Raw genomic sequence first — 22,778 nt, 5'->3', positions numbered from 1 at the left:
GGCGATGGGCTCATTCTTCGTGGCGCGGCCGGTGTTTGCCTGGGTGGTGGGGCTGTTCGTCCTGCTGTTCGGCGTGATCTCGCTGGTGCTGTTGCCGGTCGAGCAGTATCCGAACATTGCGCCGCCGTCGATCACGATCCAGTCGACCTTCCGGGGGGCGGACACGACCACCATCGACCGCACGGTCACGTCGATCATCGAAGAGGAAATGAACGGGGTCGACAACTTCCTCTATATGGCGTCGGTCAGCCGCGCCAACGGGACCTCGCAGATCACGGTGACGCTCAAGCCCGGCACCGACCTGGACGTGGCGCGCAGCCAGGTGCAGGACCGGTTGAGCCGGGTCGAGCCGCGCTTGCCGCAGGAAGTTCGCCAACTGGGCGTGGCGGTCACCAAGGCGTCATCCGGCTTTCTGATGCTGCTGGCGCTGCAGTCGGAGACCGGCGACGTCAGCGCGGTCCAGATGGGCAACTTTGCCTCGAACAACATCCTCAATGAACTGCGCCGCATCCCTGGCGTGGGCGACGTGCAGCTTTTCGGCTCGTCGTACGCCATGCGGATCTGGCTGGACGAGCGCAGGCTGGCCAGCTTCCAGATGTCGGCCAGCGACGCGATGCGCGCGGTGCAGGAACAGAACGCGCAGACCATCGGCGGGTCGCTGGGCGACCTGCCGCTGGCCCTGGGGGCGGATTTCAACGCCCAGATCGTCGCGCAGAGCCGGTTCTCGACCCCCGAGCAGTTCCGGCAGGTGATCCTGCGCGTCAACAACGACGGCTCGCTCGTGCGGCTGGGCGACGTGGCGCGGGTGGAATTGGGCAAGGAAAGCTACAACTTCCGGCTCAGCGTCAACGGCAAGGAGGCCGCGGGCATCGCCATCCAGCTTGCCAACGACGCCAACGCGCTGGACGTCGCGCGCCAGGTGCGCCAGCGCATGACGGAACTGGAGACCGTGTTCCCGGCCGGGGTCGGCTGGACGGTGCCGTTTGACACGACCCCCTTCATCACGACGTCCATCAGCTCCGTGCTGGTCACCATGGTCGAGGCGCTGCTGCTGGTGACGGCGATGGTGTTCCTGTTCCTGCAGAGCTGGCGCAGCACGCTGATCCCGACCCTGATCGTGCCGATCGCGCTGGTGGGCACCTGCGCCGGCCTGTTTCTTTTCGGCGCGTCCATCAACCTGCTGTCGCTCTTTGGCATGGTGGTGGCGATCGGGGTGCTGAACGACGACGCCATCGTCGTGTCGGAAAACGTCGCCCGCATCATGCAGGACGAAAAACTGTCGGCGCCCGAGGCGACGCGCAAGGCGGTCGGGCAGGTGTGGGGGCCGATCATCGCCAGCACGCTGGTCCTGGTGGCGGTGTTCGTGCCGATGGCGATGTTTCCGGGTTCCAGCGGCGCCATCTACCGCCAGTTCTCCATCACGCTGTCGGTGGCCATTGTCGTGTCCACCGTGCTGGCGTTGTCGCTGGGCGCCGCACTGTGCGCCACGCTGCTCAAGCTCAAGGACGACGCGCCGCCCAAGGGACGCGTGTCCAAGGCGAAGCAATGGGTATTCGACAAATTCAATGCGGGCTTTGACGCGATGACGCGCCAGTACGTGCGGGCGGTCGAGTACATGCTGCTGCGGCCGCTGCGCTGGATGCTTATCTTTTTGGGCGTCTGCGGGCTGACGGTCTTTCTGTTCTCGCGCCTGCCGGGCGGCTACCTGCCGCTGGAGGACCAGGGGTATTTCTTCGTGTCGTACACCGGCGCGCCCGGCACCACGGCCGACCAGACGGAAGTGGCGGTGCAGCAGGCCGAAAGCATGCTGCGCGAGCAACGCGCCGTGCGCAACGTGGCGTCGGTGGTGGGCTTTAACTTCTTCGGGCAGGGGCAGACGGCCGCGCTGTCGTTCGTGGACCTGTATCCGTGGAGCGAGCGCACCGATCGCAGCGAGGCGGTCGACGCGCTGGTGGGGCGCAGCAACCTGGCCTTCCGGTCGATTCCGCAGGCCATGATTTTTGCGCTGAACCCGCCGCCCATTCCGTCGATGGGCAATGCGTCGGGGTTCTCGATGAAGGTGCAGGACCGCACGGCGCAGGGCGGCGCGGGCCTGGCCGCCACCGGTGCTGCGATGATCGCGGCCGCCGCGGCCAGCCCCGTGCTGACCGGCGTGCGGCTGGACGGCATGCCGCCGGGGCCGCGCCTGTACGTGGAGATCGACCGCGTGCACGCCCGCGCGCTGGGCCTGCAGGTGGCGCAGGTCAACCAGGCGCTGACCCTCGCTTTTGGCTCCAACTATGTCAACGATTTCCTGCTCGACGGCTCGGTGCAGCGCGTCTTCATCCAGGCCGAGGCGGACCAGCGGATGCAGCCGCAGGACATCTCGGCGCTGCAGCTTCCCAACAACCGGGGCGAAATGGTGCCGTTTTCGGCGTTCTCGCGCATGCGCTGGATCGACGGCCCGCAACAGCTCGAACGCTACAACGGTTTTCCCTCCATCACCATTTCGGGCGAAGCCGCCGCCGGCCGCTCCAGCGGCGTGGCGCTGGCCGAGATGGAGGCCATTGCCGAGCGCGTGCTGCCGCAGGGCATCACCTACGAATGGACCGGGACGGCGTTCGAAGAGCAGCAGGCGGGCAACCAGGTGGCGCTGCTGCTGGGGCTGTCGCTGGTGGTGGTGTTCCTGCTGCTGTCGGCGCTGTACGAGAGCTGGTCCGTGCCCGTGTCCGTGCTGCTCATCCTGCCCTTCGGGATCCTGGGCGCGGCCGCGTTCACGCTGGGGCGCGGCATGTCGGCGGACATCTATTTCAATATCGGGCTGGTCACCATCATCGGCCTGGCCGCCAAGAACGGCATCCTGATCGTGGAGTTCGCCCTCAAGGAAGAACTGGAGGGCCGCGACCGGAAGGAGGCGGTGGTCGACGCCGCCCGCCAGCGCCTGCGTCCCATCATCATGACCAGCGTCACGTTCGTGCTGGGCATGCTGCCGCTGGTGCTGGCCACCGGCGCGGGCGCGGCCAGCCGGCAGGCGGTGGGCACCAGCGTGATGGGCAGCATGCTGACCGCGACGTTGTTCGGCGGGTTCTTCACGCCGCTGTTCTACATGGTCGCCAGGCGCTGGTCGGGACGCCGCGCGGACGCGCCCAAGGTCCCGCCGGCGGGGCCGGCCAAGACCGGAGAACAGGGAGAGAACCCATGAAGCCGGCCCGCATCGCCGCGGCGGCCGTGCTGGGCCTGGGGCTGTCGGCCTGCAACATGGCGCCGGAGCATCGCCGGCCGGAGGTCGCGACGCTGCCCACGTTCCCGGGCGAGGTGCCGGCGGACGCCGTGGCCGCCCAGGACGTGACCTGGCAGCAGTTCTTCGGCGATGACCAGCTCAAGCGCCTGATCGCCCGGTCCCTGGAGCTGAACCAGGACCTGGCCGCCGCCACGGCGCGGATCGAGCAGGCGCGCGCCTTCTACCGCATCGAGCGCGCCAACCAGTTGCCGCAGCTCGACGCGGGGGCGGCGGCCTCGCGCAACCAGGCGCCGCTCACCATCCTGGATCCGGCGCTGGCGGGCAGCCGGCAGACGGTGCAGTTCAATCAGTTCAGCGCGCAGGTGATGGTCTCGTCGTTTGAACTGGACTTCTGGGGGCGGGTGCGCAACCTGACCGCGTCGGCGCTGCAGCAGTACCTGGCAACCGTGGAGGGCAGGCGCGCGTTCCGCCTGACGCTGATCGCGAACGTGGCTTCCACGTATTACGACGCCCTGGCGGGCGAAGAGGGCATCGCGCTGGCCCAGCGCACCGTCGAGACGCGCAGCTACGCGCTGGGCGTCGCGAAGGACAGGCTGGACGCCGGCGTCACCTCGCGCGTCGACTTCGAACAATCCGCCATTCTGCTCACCCAGGCGCAGACCCAGCTTGCGGAGTGGCAGCGCGCCACCGCGGCGCACTGGAACCGCCTGTGGGTGCTGGTCGGCGAAAACCTGCAGCACGAGATGACGGCCAGCCGGCCTATCGAGGCGGCGGGGCAGTTCGACGCCCTGGATCCGGGCCTGCCGTCGACCCTGCTGATCGTCCGGCCCGACATCCGCCAGGCCGAGAACCGGCTGCGCAGCGCCAACGCGAACATCGGCGCCGCGCGCGCGGCACTGTTCCCGCGCATCGCGCTGACCGGTTCGTTCGGCTATGCGTCCACCGAGCTGTCCGACCTGTTCAGCTCGCCCAGCCAGATATGGAACATCGGCGCGGGGATCGGATGGCCGATCTTCGACTACGGACAGCGGCGGGCGGCCGTGGACCTGGCGACGGCCCAACGCGACGAGCTGGTCGCCACCTACCGCAAGACCGTGCAGACCGCGTTCAGCGAAGTGGCGACGGCGCTGGAAAACCGCAAGCGGTTCCAGGAGCAGGTGGTCGCGCAGGAGACGGCGATCCAGGCCCAGCGCCGGCTGGCCGAGACCGCCGAGTTGCGCTACATGAACGGGATCTCGATCTACCTGGAGGTCGTTGACGCCCGCCGTGGACTGTTCACGGCCGAGCAGCAGATGCTGTCGCTGCGGGCCTCACAGCTTCAGAACGGGGTGTCGCTGTATGTGGCGCTGGGGGGCGGCGACGACGAGCCGGAGGTGTTCATGGCGGCCGGCGCTCCGGCGGCCGGCGCTGCTGCGGGCGAGGCTGCGGCGGGCGGCATGCCCACGGCGGTCCCCCCCGCGCCCGCCACCCCACCGCCTGGCGCCGGAGCCCAGCCATGAACGCCGGCCAGCCTTCCGGTCCCCGCCCGTTGTGGCGGCGGCTCAGAAAGGCGGCGCTCATCGCCGTGGCCGTGGCATTGCTGGTGGTCGTCACGCTCATGGGCGTGCGCCTTTATGACCTGCAGCAGGGCCCGCCGCTGGCGGCCTGGCACACCTACGTGCCGCAGGAGCTGGACGCCGAACGGCTGGACCAGAGCACCTGGGCCGACTACCTGGCCCACGAGGACAAGCTGTTCGCGCTGGTCAGGCAGAACGTCGGCGACAAGCTGCTGCCCGAGGACAAGGTGGACAGCAACCGCTATTTTTCGGGCGCGAAGGTGTATCCCGAGCATTTCGCCCATGACTGGAACCGGTCGTTCGTCCTGCTGCCTGCCGGCGAGCCCCTGGGCGTGGCCGTCCTGCTGCATGGGCTGACCGATTCGCCCTACAGCCTTCGCCACATCGCCGCCCATTACCAGTCCGTCGGCTACGTGGCGATCGCGATCCGGATGCCGGGCCACGGCACGGTGCCTGGCGGGCTGACGGACGCGCATTGGGAAGACTGGGCGGCGGCCACGCGGCTGGCCGTGCGCGAGGCGCGCCACCGCGTCCCCGCACCGCGCCCGCTGCACCTGGTGGGGTTTTCGAATGGCGGGGCGCTGGCGTTGATGCACACGCTGGATGCGCTAGATAACCCCGACATCGCCAAGCCCGATCGCCTGGTGCTGATCTCGCCGATGGTGGGCATCACGTCGTTTGCGCGCTTCGCGGGGGTGGCCGGGCTGCCCGCCGTGCTGCCGGCGTTCGCCAAGGCCGCCTGGCTCAGCATCGTTCCCGAATTCAACCCCTTCAAGTACAACTCCTTTCCGGTCCACGCGGCCCGCCAATCCTTCGAGCTGACGCAGACCCTGCAGGACCGGCTGGTCGCGCAGCAGCGATCCGGCGGCCTGGAGCGCCTGCCGCCCATCATCACGTTCCATTCGGTGCTGGATTTCACGGTCAGCACGCGCGCGCTCATCAACGCCCTGTATGCCCGCCTGCCCGCCAATGGCAGCGACCTGGTGCTCTTCGACCTGAACCGCGCGACCAAGCTCGGCCCCTTGTTCCGGCGCGGCGTGGCGTGGTCGCTGGCCGGCACGCTGCCCGGCGAACAGCGCAATTACCGCCTGACCTTCGTGACCAACGCCAGTCCCACGTCCAGCGCGATGATCGAACGCGTGATCGAGCCGAACGCCACGCAGGTCGTGGAGCGCGCCATCGGCATGGACTACCCGCGCGAGGTCTATTCGCTGTCGCACGTGGCGCTGCCTTTTCCGACCGACGATGCGCTGTACGGCACCCACCCGGGGAACATCGAGGAATTCGGCATCAGCCTGGGCGCCATGTCCATGCGCGGCGAGGTCGGCGCCTTCGTGATCGGCATGGATACGCTGACCCGGCTGACGTCCAATCCGTTCTATGCCTATCTGGTCGGGCGCGTTGATGGGGTGATTCCAAGATGACGTCTTTTGCACTGTCAGGCATTTTCGCGATCCTGCTGCTGGGCCTGCTTTACCTGGCCAGTCCGGTCTTCGTTCCGCTGACGTTCGCGCTGTTCCTCATTTGCCTGGTCGCGCCGCTGCGGCAGTACCTGGGGCGCAAAATGCCCGCGCCGCTGGCCGCCATCCTGGTGCTGATCGTGGCGCTGGTCGTGTCGATGGTGTTCCTGTCGCTGGCGGCCTGGGGCTTCAGCCTGGTCGCGCAATGGGTCATGGCCAATGCCGCCCGCTTCCAGAACCTGTTCACGCTGGAGACCGAGACGCTGCATCCGCACGGCGCCATGGCGATCCAGATGTTCCAGGACAGCTTCAACGTGTCGTGGCTGGTGCGCGCGATCCAGGAAGTGGCGCTGCGGATCAACAGCATGCTGGGCATGATCTTCCTGGCGTTCGTCTTCATTGCGCTGGGCCTGTTTGAACTGGACGAGGCGCCGGGCCGGCTGACGCGCCTGATGGGCGAAGCCCGCGCGCGGCGCTGGATCTCGGTCGCCCGCGAGGTCGCCAGCAAGCTGCGCTGGTACATGGTGATCCGCACGGTGGCCAGCGTGCTCACCGGCGTGACGGTCTGGCTGTTCGCCATCTATGCCGGCCTGGAGCTGGCGACCGCCTGGGGCGGGCTCGCGTTCCTGCTGAACTACATCCCGTTCCTGGGGCCGTTGGTGGCGACGGTGTTTCCCGCGTTCTTTGCCTTCGTCCAGTATGGATCGCTGCAGACGAGCATTGCCGTGCTGGTGGTGCTGAACTGCATTCAGATCGTCTACGGCTGCTATCTGGAACCCCGGCTTGCCGGCAGCGCGTTTTCGCTGTCGCCGCTGATGGTGATGGTTGCGGTGTTTTTCTGGGGGCTGGTGTGGGGCATTCCCGGCACCTTCATCGGCGTTCCGCTGCTCATCGTCATGACGACGGTGTATGGCGCGACCGCAAATTTCAAACGGGGGGCGGCCAACACCTGATCGCGCGGTACCTGCGTCACAGCCTTCCGTCCCGGGGCAGAAAAAAGGGACGTCGGCCAATCTGCTCACGTCTTTGCTCATTACTGGAGGTGCATGATGGAAAGCAGTACTCCCAAGAAGCTAGGATTGCTCGCCTTGACGGGCATGGTGGTGGGGTCGATGATCGGCGCCGGGATCTTCTCGCTGCCCAGGACCTTTGGCGGCGCGACGGGTGTGGTCGGCGCCGTGATCGCATGGATCATCGCGGGCGCGGGGATGTATACGCTGGCGCGGGTGTTCCAGTCGCTGGCCGAGCGCAAGCCCGACCTGGACGCCGGTGTGTTCGCCTACGCCAAGGCGGGGTTCGGCGACTATCTCGGCTTTCTCTCGGCGTTTGGCTACTGGATCGGCAGCTGCATCGGCAACGTGTCGTACTGGGTGCTGATCAAGTCCACGCTGGGCGCCTTTTTCCCGGTGTTCGGGGATGGCAACACGGTGATCGCGATCGCGGTCGCCTCCGTCGGCATCTGGCTGTTCCACTTCATGATCCTGCGCGGCGTGCAGCAGGCGGCATTCATCAACGCCGTGGTGACGGTAGCCAAGATCATCCCGATCGTGGTGTTCATCATCGTTCTGTTCGTGGCGTTCAAGGTCGATCTCTTCCGCATCAACTTCTGGGGCGAGATGAGCGGCTACAGCCTGTTCGAGCAGGTGCGGCGAACGATGCTGGTGACAGTATTCGTGTTCCTGGGCATCGAAGGGGCGAGCGTCTACTCCCGGTTCGCATCCAAGCGGTCGGACGTGGGCGTGGCCACGCTGATCGGCTTTGTCACCGCGCTACTGCTGATGGTGCTGGTCACGCTGCTGCCGTATGCGGCCATGCAGCAGAGCGACATCGCCGCGCTGCGCCAGCCGTCGATGGCCGGGGTGCTGGAGTCCGTGGTGGGGCCGTGGGGCGCGGTGTTCGTGAGCGTGGGCCTCCTTATCTCGGTGCTGGGCGCGTACCTCGCCTGGTCGCTGATCTGCGCCGAAGTGATGCACGCCGCCGCCAAGAACGAAGACATGCCGCGCGCGTTCGCCCGCGAGAACAAGAACGGCGTGCCCGTCGTGGCGCTGTGGGTGACCAACATCATCGTGCAGCTCTTCGTCATCAGCACGTACTGGTCGCGCGACGCCTTCGCGCTGATGCTGAGCCTGACCAGCGCCATGTCCCTGGTGCCTTACCTGCTGGTCGCGGGATTCGGCTACCTGCTCGCCAAGCGGGGCGAAACCTATATCGACGGCAAGGACCGCAAGCGCGACCTGATCGTGGCCGGCATCGCAGCCATCTACACCATCTTCATGATTCTTGCCGGCGGATTGAAGTTCCTGCTGCTGTCGGCACTGTTGTACGCGCCCGGATCGGTCCTGTACTTCTGGGCCCGGCGCGAGCAGGGCAGGTCATTCTTCACCGGTTGGGAGTTGACCGTTTTCATCGTGGCATCCATCGGAGCCGCGGCCGCCATCGTTGGCCTGGTCTCCGGCTGGATCACCATTTAACGTCTGGGAGCTAGTCATGGCTGATACCGAAGAATTTGGAGTCCATTCAGAAGTCGGGCAACTGCGCACGGTGATGGTCTGCGCGCCGGGACGTGCCCATGAAAGACTGACGCCGTCCAATTGCGACGCGCTGCTGTTTGATGACGTCATGTGGGTCGACAACGCGAAGCGCGACCATTTCGACTTCATGACCAAGATGCGGGACCGGGGCGTGGACGTCCTGGAAATGCACAATCTGCTGGCGGAAACCGTCGCGGTCCCCGAGGCGAAGAAATGGATCCTGGACAACCAGGTGGTCGCCAACCAGGTGGGTCTGGGGCTGCTCGACGAGATCCGCAGCTACCTGGACGGCCTGCCGCCGCGCAAGCTGGCCGAGACGCTGATCGGCGGCTTGTCGACCGAGGAGTTTCCGGAGTCGATCGGCGGCGAGCAGCTTGCGCTGATCAAGGAGGCGGCGGGCGTCACGGAATACCTGCTGCCGCCGCTGCCCAACACGCTGTACACGCGCGACACGACCTGCTGGATCTACGGCGGCGTGACCCTCAATCCGCTGTACTGGCCCGCGCGGCACGAAGAGACGATCCTGACCTCGTCGATCTACAAGTTCCATCCGCGCTTTGCCGGCAAGGTCAACGTCTGGTGGGGAGACCCCACGGCCGACCATGGGCTGGCCACGCTGGAAGGCGGGGACGTCATGCCCATCGGCAACCGCACGGTGATGATCGGCATGAGCGAGCGGACCTCGCGCCAGGCCATCAGCCAGCTCGCCGCCACCCTGTTCGAGAAAGAAGCGGCGGACCGGGTGATCGTGGCCGCCATGCCCAAGCTGCGCGCCGCCATGCACCTGGACACGGTGCTGACCTTCGCGGACCGCGATTGCGTGCTGATGTACCCGGACATCGTCGACAGCGTCCAGGCGTTCTCGTACCGGCCGGGCAGCAAGCCCGGCACGCTGGAGCTGCACAAGGACAAGGGCTCGCTGGTGGACGTGATCGGCGGCGCGCTCGGCGTCAAGAAAATGCGCGTCGTCCAGACGGGCGGCAACGCCTATGTCCGCGAGCGCACGCAGTGGGACAGCGGCGCCAACCTGGTCTGCATCTCGCCGGGGGTGGTGCTGGCCTATGACCGCAACGTGTACACCAATACGCTGCTGCGCAAGGCGGGCATCGAAGTCGTCACTTTCGTCGGCGCCGAACTGGGCCGGGGTCGCGGGGGCGGGCACTGCATGACGTGCCCCATCTCGCGCGATCCCGCCTGACGCAGGCGGGCGCGCGACAGGCCGCGCGGCCGCGGCCCTACCCAGGGCGGCGGCCGCGCGCACGCGCAAAAACCGGATCGCTTTCGGGAGAACAACGTGAGCGGGGAAACTGCCAAACTTTCTCGCATGGCGCTGGCCGCCATGGTGGTCGGCTCGATGGTGGGGGCGGGGATTTTTTCGCTGCCCAGCATCTTTGCCCGCAATACCGGTCCGGTAGGCGGCCTGGTGGCCTGGGCGATTGCAGGCACCGGCATGCTGACGCTGGCGATGGTCTTCCAGTTCCTGGCGCGACGCCGGCCGGACCTGGACGCCGGCATCTTTGCCTATGCCAAGGCCGGCTTCGGGCTGTATATCGGGTTCCTGGCGGCGCTGGGCTACTGGACGGCGGCCTGCCTGGGCAACGTCAGCTACTTTGTCATCTTCAAGGCGACGCTGGGCGCGGTGCTGCCGGTTTTCGGCGACGGCGACACGATCCCCGCCGTGCTGGTGTCCTCGGTGCTGCTGTGGTCCACGCATTTCCTGATCCTGCGCGGCATCCGGCAGGCTGCGGGCATGAACACCGTGGTCACCATCGCCAAGATCGTGCCGATCGCGATCTTCATCGTGTTCGCGGCCATGGCCGTCGACCTGGACGTCCTGCGCGCCAACATCGCCGAGGGCCTGGATGGGGAAGGCAAGGGCAGCCTGTTCGAACAGGTGCGCAACACCATGCTGGTCACGGTGTTCGTGTTTCTGGGCGTGGAAGGCGCCAGCGTGTATTCGCGCTACGCCAAGCGCCGGGAGGACGTGGCGGTCGCCACCATCGTCGGCTTCCTGCTGGTGCTTGCGCTGCTGGTGCTGGTCACCATGCTGTCGTATGGCGTCTTGCCGCGCGCGGAAATCGCATCGCTGCGCAATCCATCGATGGCCGGCGTGCTGAGGGCGGCGGTCGGTCCCTGGAGCAGCCTGCTGGTCAGCGTGGGGCTGATGGTGTCGGTGGCGGGGGCTTACCTGGCCTGGATCCTGCTGGCGGCCGAAGTCCTGCGCGCCGCGGCCGGCGCGGGCATCATGCCGTCGTTCCTGGGCCGCGAGAACCGCCACGGCGTTCCCGCCGCCGCGCTGTGGCTCAGCAACGGCATCGTGCAGCTCTTTCTGATCGTCACGCTCTTCACCGAGGACACCTTCGTGCTCCTGAAGAACATGGCCAGTTCCATGAGCCTGATCCCGTATTTCTTCGTGGCGGCGTTCGGGCTGATGCTGGCGCTGCGCGGCGACACCTATGACGGCTGGACCCGGCGCCGCAAGGTGGAACTGGCGTTGGCGGTGGTGGCCACGGTCTATGCGGCCGGACTGGTGTACTCGGGGGGCTTCCGGTATTTCATTCTTTCCTGCGTCATCTACGCGCCGGGCACGATCCTCTTCCTGATTTCGCGGCGCGAGCAGCGCGGGAACATTTTTGCCCCTTACGAATGGCCGATCCTGCTGCTCGTGCTGGTCTCGTGCGGCATCGGGGTGTGGGCGATCAGCACGGGCAACACCGCGTTCTAGGCTGACGCGAGGACAGGGGAACACACGGCGATGAGCGGCGAACTGGCGATAGTCCTCGGCATCCTGGGCGCGGCGGTCGTGCTGTTCGTCATCGGGCGGCCGCGGTCCGATGCCGTCGCGCTGCTGGTCATGGTCTTGCTTCCCTTCAGCGGCACGGTGACCTATCGCGAGGCGCTGGCCGGGTTTTCCAATCCCAACATCATCCTGATCGCGTGCCTGTTCGTCGTCGGGGAAGGGTTGGTGCGCACGGGCGTCGCGCAGGCGGTGGGCGACCTGCTGCTGCGGCATGGCGGCAAGAGCGAAGGCTGGCTGGTCCTGCTGGTGATGGGCGCGGTCGGATCGATGGGCGCGGTCATGAGTTCCACCGCCGTGGTCGCGATTTTCATCCCCATCGTGCTGCGGATCGCGCGCAAATCGGGCATGGCCAGCCGGCGCATCCTGATGCCGATGGGCACGGCGGCCGCCATCAGCGGCATGTTGACGCTGGTGGCCACCACGCCCAACCTCGTCCTGAACAGCGCGCTGGGCTATGCGGGCTATGAGGGCTTCGGGTTCTTCGATTTCACGCCGATCGGGGTGGTGGTGCTGGCGGGCGGCCTGGCCTACATGCTGTTTGCCCGGCGGCTGATCGACGCGGGGCAGGGCCCGCGCGCCGCGAACCGGCCCAGCCTGGGCGATTGGGCGACGAAGTATTCCCTGCAGAACCGGGCCTATCGCCTCCTGGTGGAAGAGCACTCCGACCTCGTCGGGCGGCGCCTTGGCGTCTGCGCGGACGAGCTGGGCAAGGCGGCCCGCGTCATCGCCATCGAACGGAGTTCGCGCTTTGCGCGGTCGGTGATGCGCGCCACGGCGGATGACGTGGTGGAACCCGGCGACGTCCTGCTGCTGGACATGGACGCCGAGGGGTTCGACATCGACGGCTTCTGCGGCCGCCATGTGCTCAAGCGGCTGGCGATGTCCGGCGTGTATTTCACGGACCAGGCGCGCGACGTGGGGATGGTGGAGGTCATCGTCCCGTCCGAATCGCGGCTGGTCGGCGCCCGCGCCCGCGATTCCGTCGTCCTGGCGCGGCACGGGCTGTTCATCGTGGGCCTGTGGCGCGGCGCAAAGGCCCTGAGCGACGTGCAGGATACCAAGATGCGGGTGGGCGATACACTGCTGGTGGTCGGGCCGTGGGCCGGCATTTTTTCCCTGCAGGCCGAGGAACACGACCTGGTGAGCCTGGCGATGCCGGTCGAAGCCGATTCGCTGGTGCCCGTGCCCAATCGCGCCCTGCATGCGCTGCTGTCGCTGGCCACGGTCATTTTCCTGATGTTGACGGACTGGGTGCCCAACGTGATGGCGGGCCTGATCGGCGGCCTCATGATGGGACTTTTCGGCTGCGTGACGCTGGACGTGGCGTACCGCTCGATTAATTGGCGGGCGCTGATCCTGATCGTGGGGATGCTGCCGTTCGCGCTGGCGCTCAAGCGCAGCGGCGGCGTGGATCTGGCCGCGCAGTTCCTGCTGCACTATTCGGGGGACTGGGGCATCTACGGGCAGCTCGCCCTGGTGTTCGTGGCGACGGTCACGCTGGGCATGGTCGTCTCCGGCACGGCCACGGCCGTGCTGATGGGGCCCGTCGCCATCAGCATCGCCGAAAGCCTGCATGCGTCGCCCTATGCCTTCGCGATGACCGTGGCCATCGCGTCGTCCGCGGCGTTCATGTCGCCGGTGTCGACGCCGTCCAATGCGCTGGTCAGCGTGGCGGGCGGCTTCGGCTTTGCCGACTACCTGAAGGTCGGAACGCCGTTGACCGTGTTTTCGTTGGTGGTCAGCGTGACGCTGATCCCGATCCTGTTCCCGTCCTGAGGGCGGAATCCCTACCAAGAGGCGCGCTTATGGCTGTCAGGACTGGCATTGCAATCGCCGCGGCATCGCTGCTGTTTGGCGTTCCGGCCGTGTTTTCCCACGAAATGCCGGCCGCGCCGGACCCCGCGCAAACGCCTGCCAGCGCGCAACCCGCGCCGGATGCCCGCATCCTGTTCCAGAACGTGCGCATCTTCGATGGCGTGTCCGCCGAGCTGAGTCCGGCGAGCCACGTGCTGGTCAAGGGGAACGTGATCGAGAAAGTGTCGCGGGACGCGCTTTCCGCGCCGGGCGCGCGCGTCGTCGACGGCGGCGGCCGCACGTTGATGCCGGGGCTTATAGACATGCACTGGCACAGCATGTTCGTGGGCGTGCCGCTGGCGGTGGCGCTGACTCAGGATGCCGCTTACCTGAACATCGTCGCGGGCGTGGAGGCGCGCAAGGCGCTGATGCGCGGCTTTACCACCGTGCGCGACCTGGGCGGGTCGGCCTTCAGCCTGAAGCAGGCGGTGGACCAGGGCGTGATTCCCGGCCCGCGCATCTATCCCTCCGGGGCGATGATCACCGTGACCAGCGGGCATGGTGATTTCCGGTCCATGGCTGACCTGCCGCGCAAGCTGGGCGCGCCGGGGGCGCGCCATGATCTTGCCGGCGACAGCACCATCGCCGACAGTCCCGACGAAGTGCGCCTGCGCACGCGCGAGCAGCTCATGCAGGGCGCTACGCAGATCAAGCTGACGGGCGGTGGGGGCGTGTCGTCGCCGCACAGCCCGCTGGACGTGGTGACCTTCACCGAGGCCGAGCTGAAGGCGGCGGTGGACGCCGCCACGGACTGGGGCACCTACGTAGCCGTGCACGCCTACACGCCGACGGCGATCCAGCGGGCAGTCAAGGCGGGCGTGCTGAGCATCGAGCACGGCAGCCTGATGGACGATGACACGGCGCAGGCGATGGCCAAGGCGGGCGTTTGGCTGAGCACGCAGCCGTTTCCCGATGAACTGGCCAACGCGTTTCCGCAGGGCTCGGATCAGTGGCTGAAGGCGCAGGAGGTCTTTGCCGGCACCGACCGCACCTACCAGCTCGCGATCAAGCACAAGCTGAAGACGGCGTTCGGCACCGACATCCTGTTTTCAAGCCGGCTAGCCGAGCAGCAGGGAATGATTCTGGCGAGCCTGACGCGGTGGTACACGCCCGCGCAGGCGCTGATCATGGCGACGGGCACGAATGCGCAACTGTTGAAGTTGTCGGGCAAGCGCAATCCCTATCGCGGCGACCTGGGCGTGGTGCGGGAAGGGGCGCTGGCCGACCTGATCCTGGTCGATGGCGATCCGCTGCAGGACATCAAGCTGATCGGGGATCCGGACAGGAACTTCCTGGTGATCATGAAGGACGGCGTGATCTACAAGGACACCGTGCCCGTCCGGTGAGATCGCCGCCGGGCTACCGGGATGGACGGCAGCGTCACGGACGCGCCCGTCCGGTCGCAGGGGTCTGCTTCTTGGCGCGCGGTTTGGCCGCGGGCTTCTGGTCTTGGGGCGGCGTGTCGAACTCTTGTTTATTGCGCTCGCCGCGAGGGGTGTTTTCGGGGTGGGGTTTGGGAAATGCCCAGGGCTTCGTTTTCTGATCCATTGCATGTACTCCTTGCACAGGCGGAACAGTAGCATTAGCCGTGGCCCTGGGTAAGTGAGGGTTGACGTCAATATTCATTACATCGTGATATGCGGGCGGAAATTTCCGGCGCGCGTCATCCTAGCGCGCCATGCAAAATCGTTGTCCTGGCGGATCGGACGGGACTACGATCGGTGTGTGCACATAGAAGGAGACATCTATGGACACCGCCAACGAATGGTATGCCGCCGTCAAGGAATGGCAGCGCGCGCGCGACGAGCTCACCGCGGCGATCGCCGCGATCAAGTGGCCCAATCCCACACCGGGCTGCCTGGAAAACTACGACCGCGCCTACGCGCACGAGACCCAGGCCCGCGACCGGATGAACGACGCCTACGAGCGCTCGCGACGATAGCGGCCCCGCAGCGAGCGCGGCGCGCAAACCGCCCTGGTTCCATGAATCGCGGATTCGGTGGCTCTTTCAGTGGTGCCACGATGGCGGTATGTTGTCGCTTTTCCCCGACCTGTCGCGCCGCCATCATGTATCTGCCCGCCGCCTTTCGCGAAGATTCCCTGGATGTCCAGCACGAGTTCATCCGCGCCCATCCGCTGGGGGTGCTCATCACCAGCGGTGACGGGGGGCTGATGGCCAACCACATCCCCTGTCTGCTTTATCCGGAAGGACCGCGGGGCGTCCTGCGCCTGCACGTGGCGCGCGCCAATCCGCAGCTGGCCGAGCTGGCCGCCGGCGGCGAATGCCTGGTGGCGTTCCATGGCGCGCAGGCCTACATCACGCCCTCCTGGTACGCCACCAAGGCGGAAACGCACAAGGTCGTGCCGACCTGGAATTTCGTGGCCGTCCACGTGTGGGGCACGCCGGTGATCCAGGACGACCCGGCCTGGCTGCGCGCCCAGCTCGATGCCTTGACGGCACAACAGGAAAAGGCCCGCGTCCAGCCCTGGACCGTGGACGAGGCGCCCGCCGACTTCATCGCCGCGCAGATGCGCGCCATTGTCGGCGTCGAGATCCCCATCTCGCGCATCGAAGGCAAATGGAAGGTCAGCCAGAACCGTTCGGCGGCCGATCGCCATGGCGTGGCCGAGGGCCTGGTCAGCGAACGCGGCGATGCGGTCATGGCCGGCCTGGTGGCGCGGCGCGGCGGGGGCGGCTGACCCTGGCCGGGTCAACCCGCGCCTGGCGCGGCGTGTGCCCGTTCCCCGCGCGCGCCGCGTCCGGCCGCAAAACAGACGATGGCGGCCGCCTGCAGCACCGCTGCCGCCGCCAGGAACCCGAAGAGCGCCAGTCCCGACGCCTGCAACACGGTTCGCAGCGCCCCGAACGCCGCCGGCGCGAAGGCGTAGGCGCCCTGCGACAGCGCGACGATGAGCGGCACCACGCGCGCCGCGTCCTCGCGGGCGAATTCCGTCTGGGCAATCAGCGGCGGCAGGGACGTGGCGTTGCCGATGCCCGACCCGAACAGCACCACGCCGGCCCACACCGCCCAGGCATGGTCCGCGGCCAGCATCAGCACCAGCGATCCGCCTATCTGCACGGCATAGGCCGCGCAGGCCACTTTGCGGCGGTCCGCCGCCGGCGGCATCAGCCAGCCCACGGCGGCGCGTCCCGCGATGGCGCTTGCGGTCGCGAGCCCCATTGCCAGTCCCGCCGTCTGTGCGCCCAGCAGCGGCGCCAGCATCGACAGCAGATGCGCGATCAGCCCGATCTGGGCAAACAGGCCCAGCGCCATGCCGGCAGCTAGCGTCAGGAAGGCCCGGTCGCGCCACAGGTTGCCGACGCGCGCGGGCGCCGCTGCGGCGGCAGGCTTTGCCTTGTCGGGCGAGTCGCCGTCGGGCTCCTGCCCAAGCTGCTGCGGCGTCACCGAGAAGACGCTGCGCGACAGGACGGCGATGACGGCGACCATCGCCAGGCCGACCCAGAGCGCGGCCTGCGCGAAGCCGGCCTGCGCGATCAGGAACACCCACAGCGGCGAAAACACGATGCCGCCCACGCTGGCGCCGTTATAGGCCATGCCCAGGGCGGCAGGGCGCCGGCGCACGAACCACGGCGCGATCAGCGCATTGACGGCTGCGGCGCCCAGCGTGACCCAGCCCATGCCGCTGAGCGCCGCGGCGGCGAACAGTTGCCATGGGGCCTGCGCCACGGCCCAGCCCGCCACGCCCAGCGCCAGCAGCACCGCGCCGCCCGCGGTCGTGCGCGCCACGCCGACGCGGCGGTGCAGGCGCGGCAGGTTGGCCACGACCACCGTGCCCGCCAGGAAGTGCAGCGTGACGGCCCCCGACACCAGGGCGACGCTCCAGCCGGTGCGTTGGACCACGGCGTGCAGGAACACGGGCGGTCCGTAAAAGCCCACGCCCCAGCCGAAGATGGCGAGCACGAAGGTGGCGTAGAGGACTTTCCAGCCGAAGAAGGGGGCAGAGGAGGGCATGAGCAGCGGGGGGCAAGTTTTGATGAGTCGAAGTATGCTTACGCCTGACACACAACACTTTGGTCCACCCCGAATCATGGAATCCGGATTCGCCGACATCAACCTGTCCGCCGTGGCGGGCGCCATCGCCGACCCGGCGCGCGCGCGCATGCTGTGCGTGCTGCTGGACGGGCGTGCGCGCACCGCCACGGAGCTGGCCGCGGCCGCCGACATCGGCGCGTCCACGGCCAGCAGCCATTTCCAGCGCCTGCGCGAGCAGGGCCTGGTCGAGATGGCGGTGCAGGGCAAGCACCGGTACTTCCGGCTGGCGAGCGCCGAGGTCGGCCGCGCGCTGGAGGCCCTGCTGGTGGTGGCGGGCGCCGATCGCGCGCCGTTCAAGCCCTCCACGCCATCCCTGTTGCGCGACGCCCGCACCTGCTACGACCACATGGCGGGCACGCTGGCCGTGCGCATCCATGACGCCATGCTCGCCCGCTGCTGGCTTTTGCCCGACGGCCGCGACTATGCGCTCACTCCGCTGGGCGAAGCCTCGCTGGCGCAGGTGGGCGTGGACGTCGCGCAGGCGCGCCTGCGGCGCCGGCGCTTTGCGTGCGCGTGTCTGGACTGGAGCGAGCGGCGCTCGCATCTGGGCGGCGCCCTCGGGGCGGCGCTGCTCGACGCGCTGCTGGCGCGCGGCTGGGTCAGCAAGGACCTGGACTCGCGCGCGTTGCGCGTCACGTCCAAGGGCGAGCGGCAGTTCCCGGCTTTTTTCGGCCCTGCGGACGCACAGCCCGCGGCGCGGAGGGACACGCATGCGGCAGCCTGACCGTTTCCCCGCCGCCATGTGCCCGAACATGCCGCCGATCGCCGCCGATATGCCGCCGATATGCCGCCCCAGCGGGCGGCGCACCCGCCCACAACCCTTTGAGCCGCGGATGCGGCTTTTTTTACGTCTTCCCGTCCCTCGCGGACAGCTTTACTACCCTGTACAGGAGGTGGCCTTGCCTACGCTGGCCTTGCACGCTTTCCGTCACGTCTCGCAGATCGTGACGGAACTGCGCATCGACGTTAACCATTGCCCGCAGGAAGTGGACAAGGAACTCGATGCCATCCACAACCGCATGAATCGTCCCATGGACCGCCTGCATGGACTGCCGGAGGTCAAGACCGACATCCCTGGCATTGTGCTTCGCTATCGCGAGGCTGACGGCGAGTATTACGTGTATGTGGTGGACGCGCGGCGGGGCCGGCTGGCGGGCTACACCGTTTTCAACCGCCTGATCGAAGTGGGCCGGCGCGCCGATCCCTATGTGCGCGCCCCGCATTCCAAGTACGCCGCCCCGTACCAGGGCATGGGCCTGGCCACCGCGGTGTACCGGTGGGCGCTGGACGCGGGCCTGTGCATCCTGAGCGGGGCTCGCCAGTCGATCGGCGCGCACCGCCTGTGGATGGGGCTGGCGCGCGACTACGCGCTGGGCTTCGTGGACCTGCGCCGCAAGCAGTTGACCTACCTGGGGCGCGAGGTAAGTCCCGGCGTGCGGGAGGATCTGCACACCCGCATGATCCTGCTGGGCAAGGGCTGGACGCTGGACGCTTACATGCGCGCGACAGGGATGATTGCGTCCCAGGATGCGCTTTCGCAACACACCCTAGGGTAATCCCCGGATTTCCGGGCCGGGCGTCGCGTGACGCGAGCCCGGTGCTGGCTCGAAAGCCGCGCCAACACTGAATATCGCGCCGCCGCCCAGCGGCGCTTCTCAATATATGAGAAACGGGGACGCTACTAATTGGGCGCAATAGTGTTTCCAGTTTCTGCTGGAGTTACAAAACTTATCCGGATTGTCATGAAATCGCGGAGTATGCTCGACGGTAGATAGAGGACTACCGAAGTGCATCAAAACAACTTGATCTACAAGGGATACCGCCTTACGGCCAAGGTTTCCCGGGGCGACGGCACTATCGAGCTTCAGGCCCAAGCCAGCGGCCCCGTCTTTACCGCCTCGGTGATGGTCGTCCAGGCAGGCGCCATCCTCGAAGGCGGCGACGAATACCCGGTTCCGCAATTCGCCGAGGGCGGTTTCGTCTACAGCCCGCGCGAGGCCGTCCATGCAGCCATCCTGCACGGACGGGAGATCGTGGACGGCCTGACGAACGTGCCGTCCTGACGGACGCGCCGCCTGGCGCTTTTTGCCTTTAGCCTATTCGCCTATTCGCCTGTTCGCCTGTTCGCCTATTGGCCTGTTCGCCGTTACGCGGAAAAGACTTCCCGCCAGTCGCGGGTCTTGGCCAGCGTCTGCACGGTGGCGGACTGTTCCAGAATCGTCACGGCCTTCTTGAATTCCTCGGCCGACGCGCCGTCTTCCAGTATCACCATGCGCGAGTTGCGCGCATCGGCCATCTTCACGTCGGACATCTTGCCGTGGGTCTGGTAGACCTGCGTCCAATCCATTTTCTTGCCGGCCTTCAGGGCGATGGGCTCGATGTACGTCAGCGCCGTGCTGCCCGCGGCGCGCACCGCGTACGCGAAATCGGCGGTGTGGCCGCTGCTGCCCTTGGCGCGCGCGCCCTTGACCATGCGGTTGACGCCCACCCCTTCCGCCAGCGCGCGGCCCACCTGGGCGCGAAAGCGCAACTGGCTGAAGCGGGGCATCCATTTCGCGCACTGGAACGACAGGGCCATCGCCAGCTTCACGGCGTCCCACAGGGCTTCCTGCAGTTGTTCGTTGGGCCCCGACGCGACGATGGCGCCGGACCGGTCGAATTGCGCCAGGGTGACGCCCGGCGTCTCGTTCAGGATATCGATGCGCTTGGCCGCCACCTCGATGCCGAAGCTGGACGCGTGCATCGCCGTCTCACCGGCGTCGGTCAGGTAGAACGAGGACTCGTCGGGATGCGCGATGAAGAACGCGGCATGTTGGCCATCCAGGCCCAGCGTCATGGGAGACACGGCGCGGATGGCGTGTTCGCCCGCCGGCAGGACAGTCCAGCCGGAGGCTTCCAGGAAATTGCTCATAGGATCAGTTCGATTTGGCGGCCTTTGAGGGGATGCGCAAAGCCGCCGGCCAGCGTCAGGTTCGCTCGCGGCAGGAAATACTGCATCAGGGCGCCGATGGTGTCCAGGGCGGGCACGACGGGTTCGGCATAGCCTTCGCCTTCTTCGACCCAGATGTGTTCATGGCTGCGGTCGGCGAGCGGCTTGCGGTAATGCGGCCGGTCCGAGCCCACCAGGCTGGTGTGGAAGGAGTCGTCGGTGTCCACGCCGTATACGCGGTGCGGACCCACGAACAGGCTGGCACAGAACGCTTCCGTCAGGAAAATGGTGGCTTGGCCATGCACCGCCGTGCGCGCGCCCCGGTAGATGGTGCGGAAGATCACATCCTCGCGCACGTCGCCCTTGACCTTGCAGGGGCTGCTGAATTCCATCCATTGGACGTTGCCCGCGCCGGGCTTCGGCGTCCAGAGGATCGGCTTGGCGGTTTCCTTGGGTTCGGCAAGGATCTCTTGCACCTCATCAACGGTGATCAGCGGTTCGAACTTGTTGGCCATGGAAACAGAGTTAGGGTCTTGGGACTGCGCGGTGACGTCTTGCGCCATGCATGCGCTGCGCCCCGCCGCGCCGCGGGACAGACACGCGCGCGCAGCATTGCGAGGGGGCGTAATCTTACAAGATGAAGACCGGGCGGGTCGGCTTGCTGTATGGATATACAGTCAATGTCGCGGTCCGGGAAAACACATGCTGGGGCGGATGCCAGACTTCATGCAGGACTTCATGCAGCACTTCACCCCGGACCTCACAGAGACGACGCGCCGAAGGTGTCGCATTGCTTCAGGCTGCCGCTTTCCAGGCCGCGCTTGAACCAGCGCACGCGCTGCGCGGACGTGCCGTGGGTGAAGGCGTCCGGCACCACGTAACCCTGGGTCTGCTTCTGCAGGCGGTCGTCGCCGATGGCGGTCGCGGCCGCCAGGGCTTCTTCCACATCGCCGCCTTCAAGGATATTGCGCGCCGCATCGGCGCGCTGCGCCCACAGGCCGGCAAAGCAGTCCGCCTGCAGCTCCATGCGCACGGACAGCGCATTGGCCTGCGCCGGATTGCGGCGGCGCAGATTGTCCACCTGATCCGAAATGCCCAGCAGGTGCTGCACGTGGTGTCCCACTTCATGGGCGATCACGTAAGCCTGCGCGAAATCGCCCGGCGCCTTGAAACGGCTCTGCAGTTCGTCAAAGAACGACAGGTCGATGTATACCTTGCTGTCGCCAGGGCAGTAGAAGGGGCCCATGGCGGACTGGCCGGTGCCGCAGGCCGTGGGCGTGGCGCCGCGGAACAGCACCAGCTTGGGCTCGACATACTGGCGGTTCAGTTCATTCTGGAAAATGGCCGTCCAGACGTCTTCGGTTTCGCCCAGAACCTTGGACACGAAGACGGCTTGCGGATCATTGGCCGGGGGGCGCGAGGCGGGCGCTTCCTGCTGCGTGGGCGGGCCTTCGGCCATCTGCAGGACCACGCTGGGGTCCACGCCGAAATACATGGCGACCAGGGCAAGTACTATCGTGCCTATGCCGATGGTGCCGCGTCCGCCGATTCGGGGGCCACTGGAACGGCGGTCTTCCACATTTTCGCTCTGGCGCGATCGATCGAGGCGCATACTGGTTCTCCGGGCGGTTCGGCGTTACCGCCATTTTGCATCGCCGCGCTATTTTGAGCGGCCTTCAAGGATGTTAGGATAAACCCATGGCTTTGTACTTCTCCGTCCACCCTGCAAATCCCCAGCCGCGGCTGCTCAAGCAAGCCGCCCAATGGCTCAACGACGGGGGCCTGGTGGCCGTGCCCACCGACTCCAGTTACGCCGTCGTGGCGCGGCTGGACGACAAGGCCGCCGCCGACGGGCTGCGCCGCCTGCGCGGGCTGGACGAACGCCACCATCTCACCTTGCTGTGCCGCGACCTGGCTGAAATCGGCCATTTCGCGCGCGTCGACAACAAGCAATACCGCCTGCTGAAAGCCGCGACGCCCGGCCCCTGGACGTTCATCCTGGAAGCCACCAAGGAAGTGCCGCGGCGCGTTTCGCATCCGTCTCGCAAGACCATCGGCATCCGCGTGCCGGACCACGCCGTCCTGCTGGGCCTGCTGGAGCAGGCGGGGTCGCCCCTGCTGTCCACCACGCTGATCCCCAAGGACGAAACCGACGCGCTCAACGACGCCGAGGAAATCCGCGCGCGCTACGACCACGACCTGGCCGCCATCATCGACGCGGGCGCCTGCCCGCAATCGCCCACCACCGTCATCGACCTGACCGGCGACGACCCGGTCGTGGTGCGCGTGGGTCGCGGCGATCCCGCCACCCTGGGTCTAGTCTGATCCCGTCCATCGCCTCGCCATGCGAGACACGCCGCGCCGGCGTGCGGC

The 22,778-nt window shown here is 67.1% G+C and carries 20 protein-coding genes; 15 read left to right on the top strand and 5 right to left on the bottom strand.

The window, feature by feature from the left end; genetic code table 11:
- Window positions 1-4: 4 nt before the first annotated feature.
- From BMW75_RS23155 to BMW75_RS23115, 9 genes are all read left to right on the top strand, one after another.
- Window positions 5-3,181: a multidrug efflux RND transporter permease subunit gene (locus BMW75_RS23155; protein ID WP_092582025.1), complete on the top strand. Its 3,177-nt coding sequence runs from the start codon at window positions 5-7 to the stop codon at window positions 3,179-3,181.
- A complete protein-coding gene (locus tag BMW75_RS23150) occupies window positions 3,178-4,719 on the top strand; it encodes an efflux transporter outer membrane subunit (RefSeq protein ID WP_092582024.1) in 1,542 nt (513 codons plus the stop codon). The genes BMW75_RS23155 and BMW75_RS23150 overlap by 4 nt, the downstream gene beginning before the upstream one ends.
- Window positions 4,716-6,200 carry an alpha/beta hydrolase gene (locus BMW75_RS23145; RefSeq protein WP_217646960.1) on the top strand — a complete coding sequence of 495 codons (1,485 nt, stop codon included), beginning with the start codon at window positions 4,716-4,718 and terminating at the stop codon, window positions 6,198-6,200. The genes BMW75_RS23150 and BMW75_RS23145 overlap by 4 nt, the downstream gene beginning before the upstream one ends.
- On the top strand, window positions 6,197-7,189 hold the full coding sequence (locus BMW75_RS23140) for an AI-2E family transporter (RefSeq protein ID WP_092582023.1): 993 nt from the start codon (window positions 6,197-6,199) through the stop codon (window positions 7,187-7,189). The genes BMW75_RS23145 and BMW75_RS23140 overlap by 4 nt, the downstream gene beginning before the upstream one ends.
- A gap of 96 nt (window positions 7,190-7,285) precedes the next feature.
- Window positions 7,286-8,707: a basic amino acid/polyamine antiporter gene (locus BMW75_RS23135; protein WP_092582022.1), complete on the top strand. Its 1,422-nt coding sequence runs from the start codon at window positions 7,286-7,288 to the stop codon at window positions 8,705-8,707.
- 16 nt (window positions 8,708-8,723) lie between these two features.
- Window positions 8,724-9,965, top strand: coding sequence for an arginine deiminase (gene arcA / locus BMW75_RS23130; RefSeq protein WP_076519983.1), 1,242 nt, complete (start codon window positions 8,724-8,726; stop codon window positions 9,963-9,965).
- A 96-nt stretch (window positions 9,966-10,061) separates the two neighbouring features.
- The gene (locus BMW75_RS23125; RefSeq protein ID WP_254792107.1) at window positions 10,062-11,492 is read left to right on the top strand and encodes a basic amino acid/polyamine antiporter; all 1,431 of its coding nucleotides are present in this window, start codon (window positions 10,062-10,064) and stop codon (window positions 11,490-11,492) included.
- 30 nt (window positions 11,493-11,522) lie between these two features.
- Complete coding sequence (locus BMW75_RS23120; protein ID WP_092582020.1) at window positions 11,523-13,343, top strand: SLC13 family permease; 1,821 nt, start codon at window positions 11,523-11,525, stop codon at window positions 13,341-13,343.
- A 29-nt stretch (window positions 13,344-13,372) separates the two neighbouring features.
- The gene (locus tag BMW75_RS23115) at window positions 13,373-14,767 is read left to right on the top strand and encodes a metal-dependent hydrolase family protein (protein ID WP_175493249.1); all 1,395 of its coding nucleotides are present in this window, start codon (window positions 13,373-13,375) and stop codon (window positions 14,765-14,767) included.
- 34 nt (window positions 14,768-14,801) lie between these two features.
- Here BMW75_RS23115 and BMW75_RS29545 read toward each other — a convergent pair whose 3' ends face one another.
- Window positions 14,802-14,969 carry a hypothetical protein gene (locus BMW75_RS29545; protein WP_172805878.1) on the bottom strand — a complete coding sequence of 56 codons (168 nt, stop codon included), beginning with the start codon at window positions 14,967-14,969 and terminating at the stop codon, window positions 14,802-14,804.
- A gap of 199 nt (window positions 14,970-15,168) precedes the next feature.
- Here BMW75_RS29545 and BMW75_RS23110 point away from each other — a divergent pair, with 199 nt between their 5' ends.
- Window positions 15,169-15,363 (top strand): hypothetical protein, encoded by a 195-nt coding sequence (locus BMW75_RS23110; protein ID WP_076519986.1) that lies wholly within the window; start codon window positions 15,169-15,171, stop codon window positions 15,361-15,363.
- Window positions 15,364-15,488: 125 nt separating this feature from the next.
- The gene (locus BMW75_RS23105) at window positions 15,489-16,121 is read left to right on the top strand and encodes an FMN-binding negative transcriptional regulator (protein ID WP_092582019.1); all 633 of its coding nucleotides are present in this window, start codon (window positions 15,489-15,491) and stop codon (window positions 16,119-16,121) included.
- Between the two features lie 11 nt (window positions 16,122-16,132).
- Here the strand turns inward: BMW75_RS23105 and BMW75_RS23100 are convergent, their stop codons facing one another.
- A complete protein-coding gene (locus tag BMW75_RS23100) occupies window positions 16,133-17,395 on the bottom strand; it encodes an MFS transporter (RefSeq protein WP_092582018.1) in 1,263 nt (420 codons plus the stop codon).
- Window positions 17,396-17,471: 76 nt separating this feature from the next.
- Here BMW75_RS23100 and BMW75_RS23095 point away from each other — a divergent pair, with 76 nt between their 5' ends.
- The 3 genes from BMW75_RS23095 (at window position 17,472) to BMW75_RS23085 (ending at window position 19,539) form a co-directional block, all read left to right on the top strand.
- A complete protein-coding gene (locus BMW75_RS23095) occupies window positions 17,472-18,200 on the top strand; it encodes an ArsR/SmtB family transcription factor (RefSeq protein WP_092582017.1) in 729 nt (242 codons plus the stop codon).
- A 175-nt stretch (window positions 18,201-18,375) separates the two neighbouring features.
- Window positions 18,376-19,032: an N-acetyltransferase gene (locus tag BMW75_RS23090; RefSeq protein WP_092582016.1), complete on the top strand. Its 657-nt coding sequence runs from the start codon at window positions 18,376-18,378 to the stop codon at window positions 19,030-19,032.
- Between the two features lie 231 nt (window positions 19,033-19,263).
- A complete protein-coding gene (locus BMW75_RS23085; protein ID WP_076519991.1) occupies window positions 19,264-19,539 on the top strand; it encodes a hypothetical protein in 276 nt (91 codons plus the stop codon).
- Window positions 19,540-19,622: 83 nt separating this feature from the next.
- On the opposite strand, the gene BMW75_RS23080 is transcribed toward BMW75_RS23085, so the two are convergent.
- The 3 genes from BMW75_RS23080 to BMW75_RS23070 all read right to left on the bottom strand — a co-directional run bounded on the left by BMW75_RS23080 (window position 19,623) and on the right by BMW75_RS23070 (window position 22,017).
- Entirely contained in the window at window positions 19,623-20,387 is a 765-nt protein-coding gene (locus BMW75_RS23080) for a DUF1828 domain-containing protein (RefSeq protein ID WP_076519992.1), read from the bottom strand.
- On the bottom strand, window positions 20,384-20,920 hold the full coding sequence (locus BMW75_RS23075) for a hypothetical protein (protein ID WP_254792110.1): 537 nt from the start codon (window positions 20,918-20,920) through the stop codon (window positions 20,384-20,386). Before BMW75_RS23075 ends, BMW75_RS23080 begins: the two co-directional genes overlap by 4 nt.
- Window positions 20,921-21,165: 245 nt before the next feature.
- Window positions 21,166-22,017 (bottom strand): KPN_02809 family neutral zinc metallopeptidase, encoded by an 852-nt coding sequence (locus BMW75_RS23070; RefSeq protein WP_092582014.1) that lies wholly within the window; start codon window positions 22,015-22,017, stop codon window positions 21,166-21,168.
- An 86-nt stretch (window positions 22,018-22,103) separates the two neighbouring features.
- Between BMW75_RS23070 and BMW75_RS23065 the strand changes: the two genes are divergently transcribed.
- Window positions 22,104-22,730 (top strand): L-threonylcarbamoyladenylate synthase, encoded by a 627-nt coding sequence (locus BMW75_RS23065; RefSeq protein ID WP_076519995.1) that lies wholly within the window; start codon window positions 22,104-22,106, stop codon window positions 22,728-22,730.
- Window positions 22,731-22,778 lie beyond the last annotated feature (48 nt).

It is taken from the genome of Achromobacter sp. NFACC18-2, from assembly GCF_900108985.1.
GTDB lineage: Bacteria > Pseudomonadota > Gammaproteobacteria > Burkholderiales > Burkholderiaceae_B > Achromobacter.
Note: the sequence above shows the minus strand (reverse complement) of the source record. Positions and strands in the feature narration are given on the sequence as shown.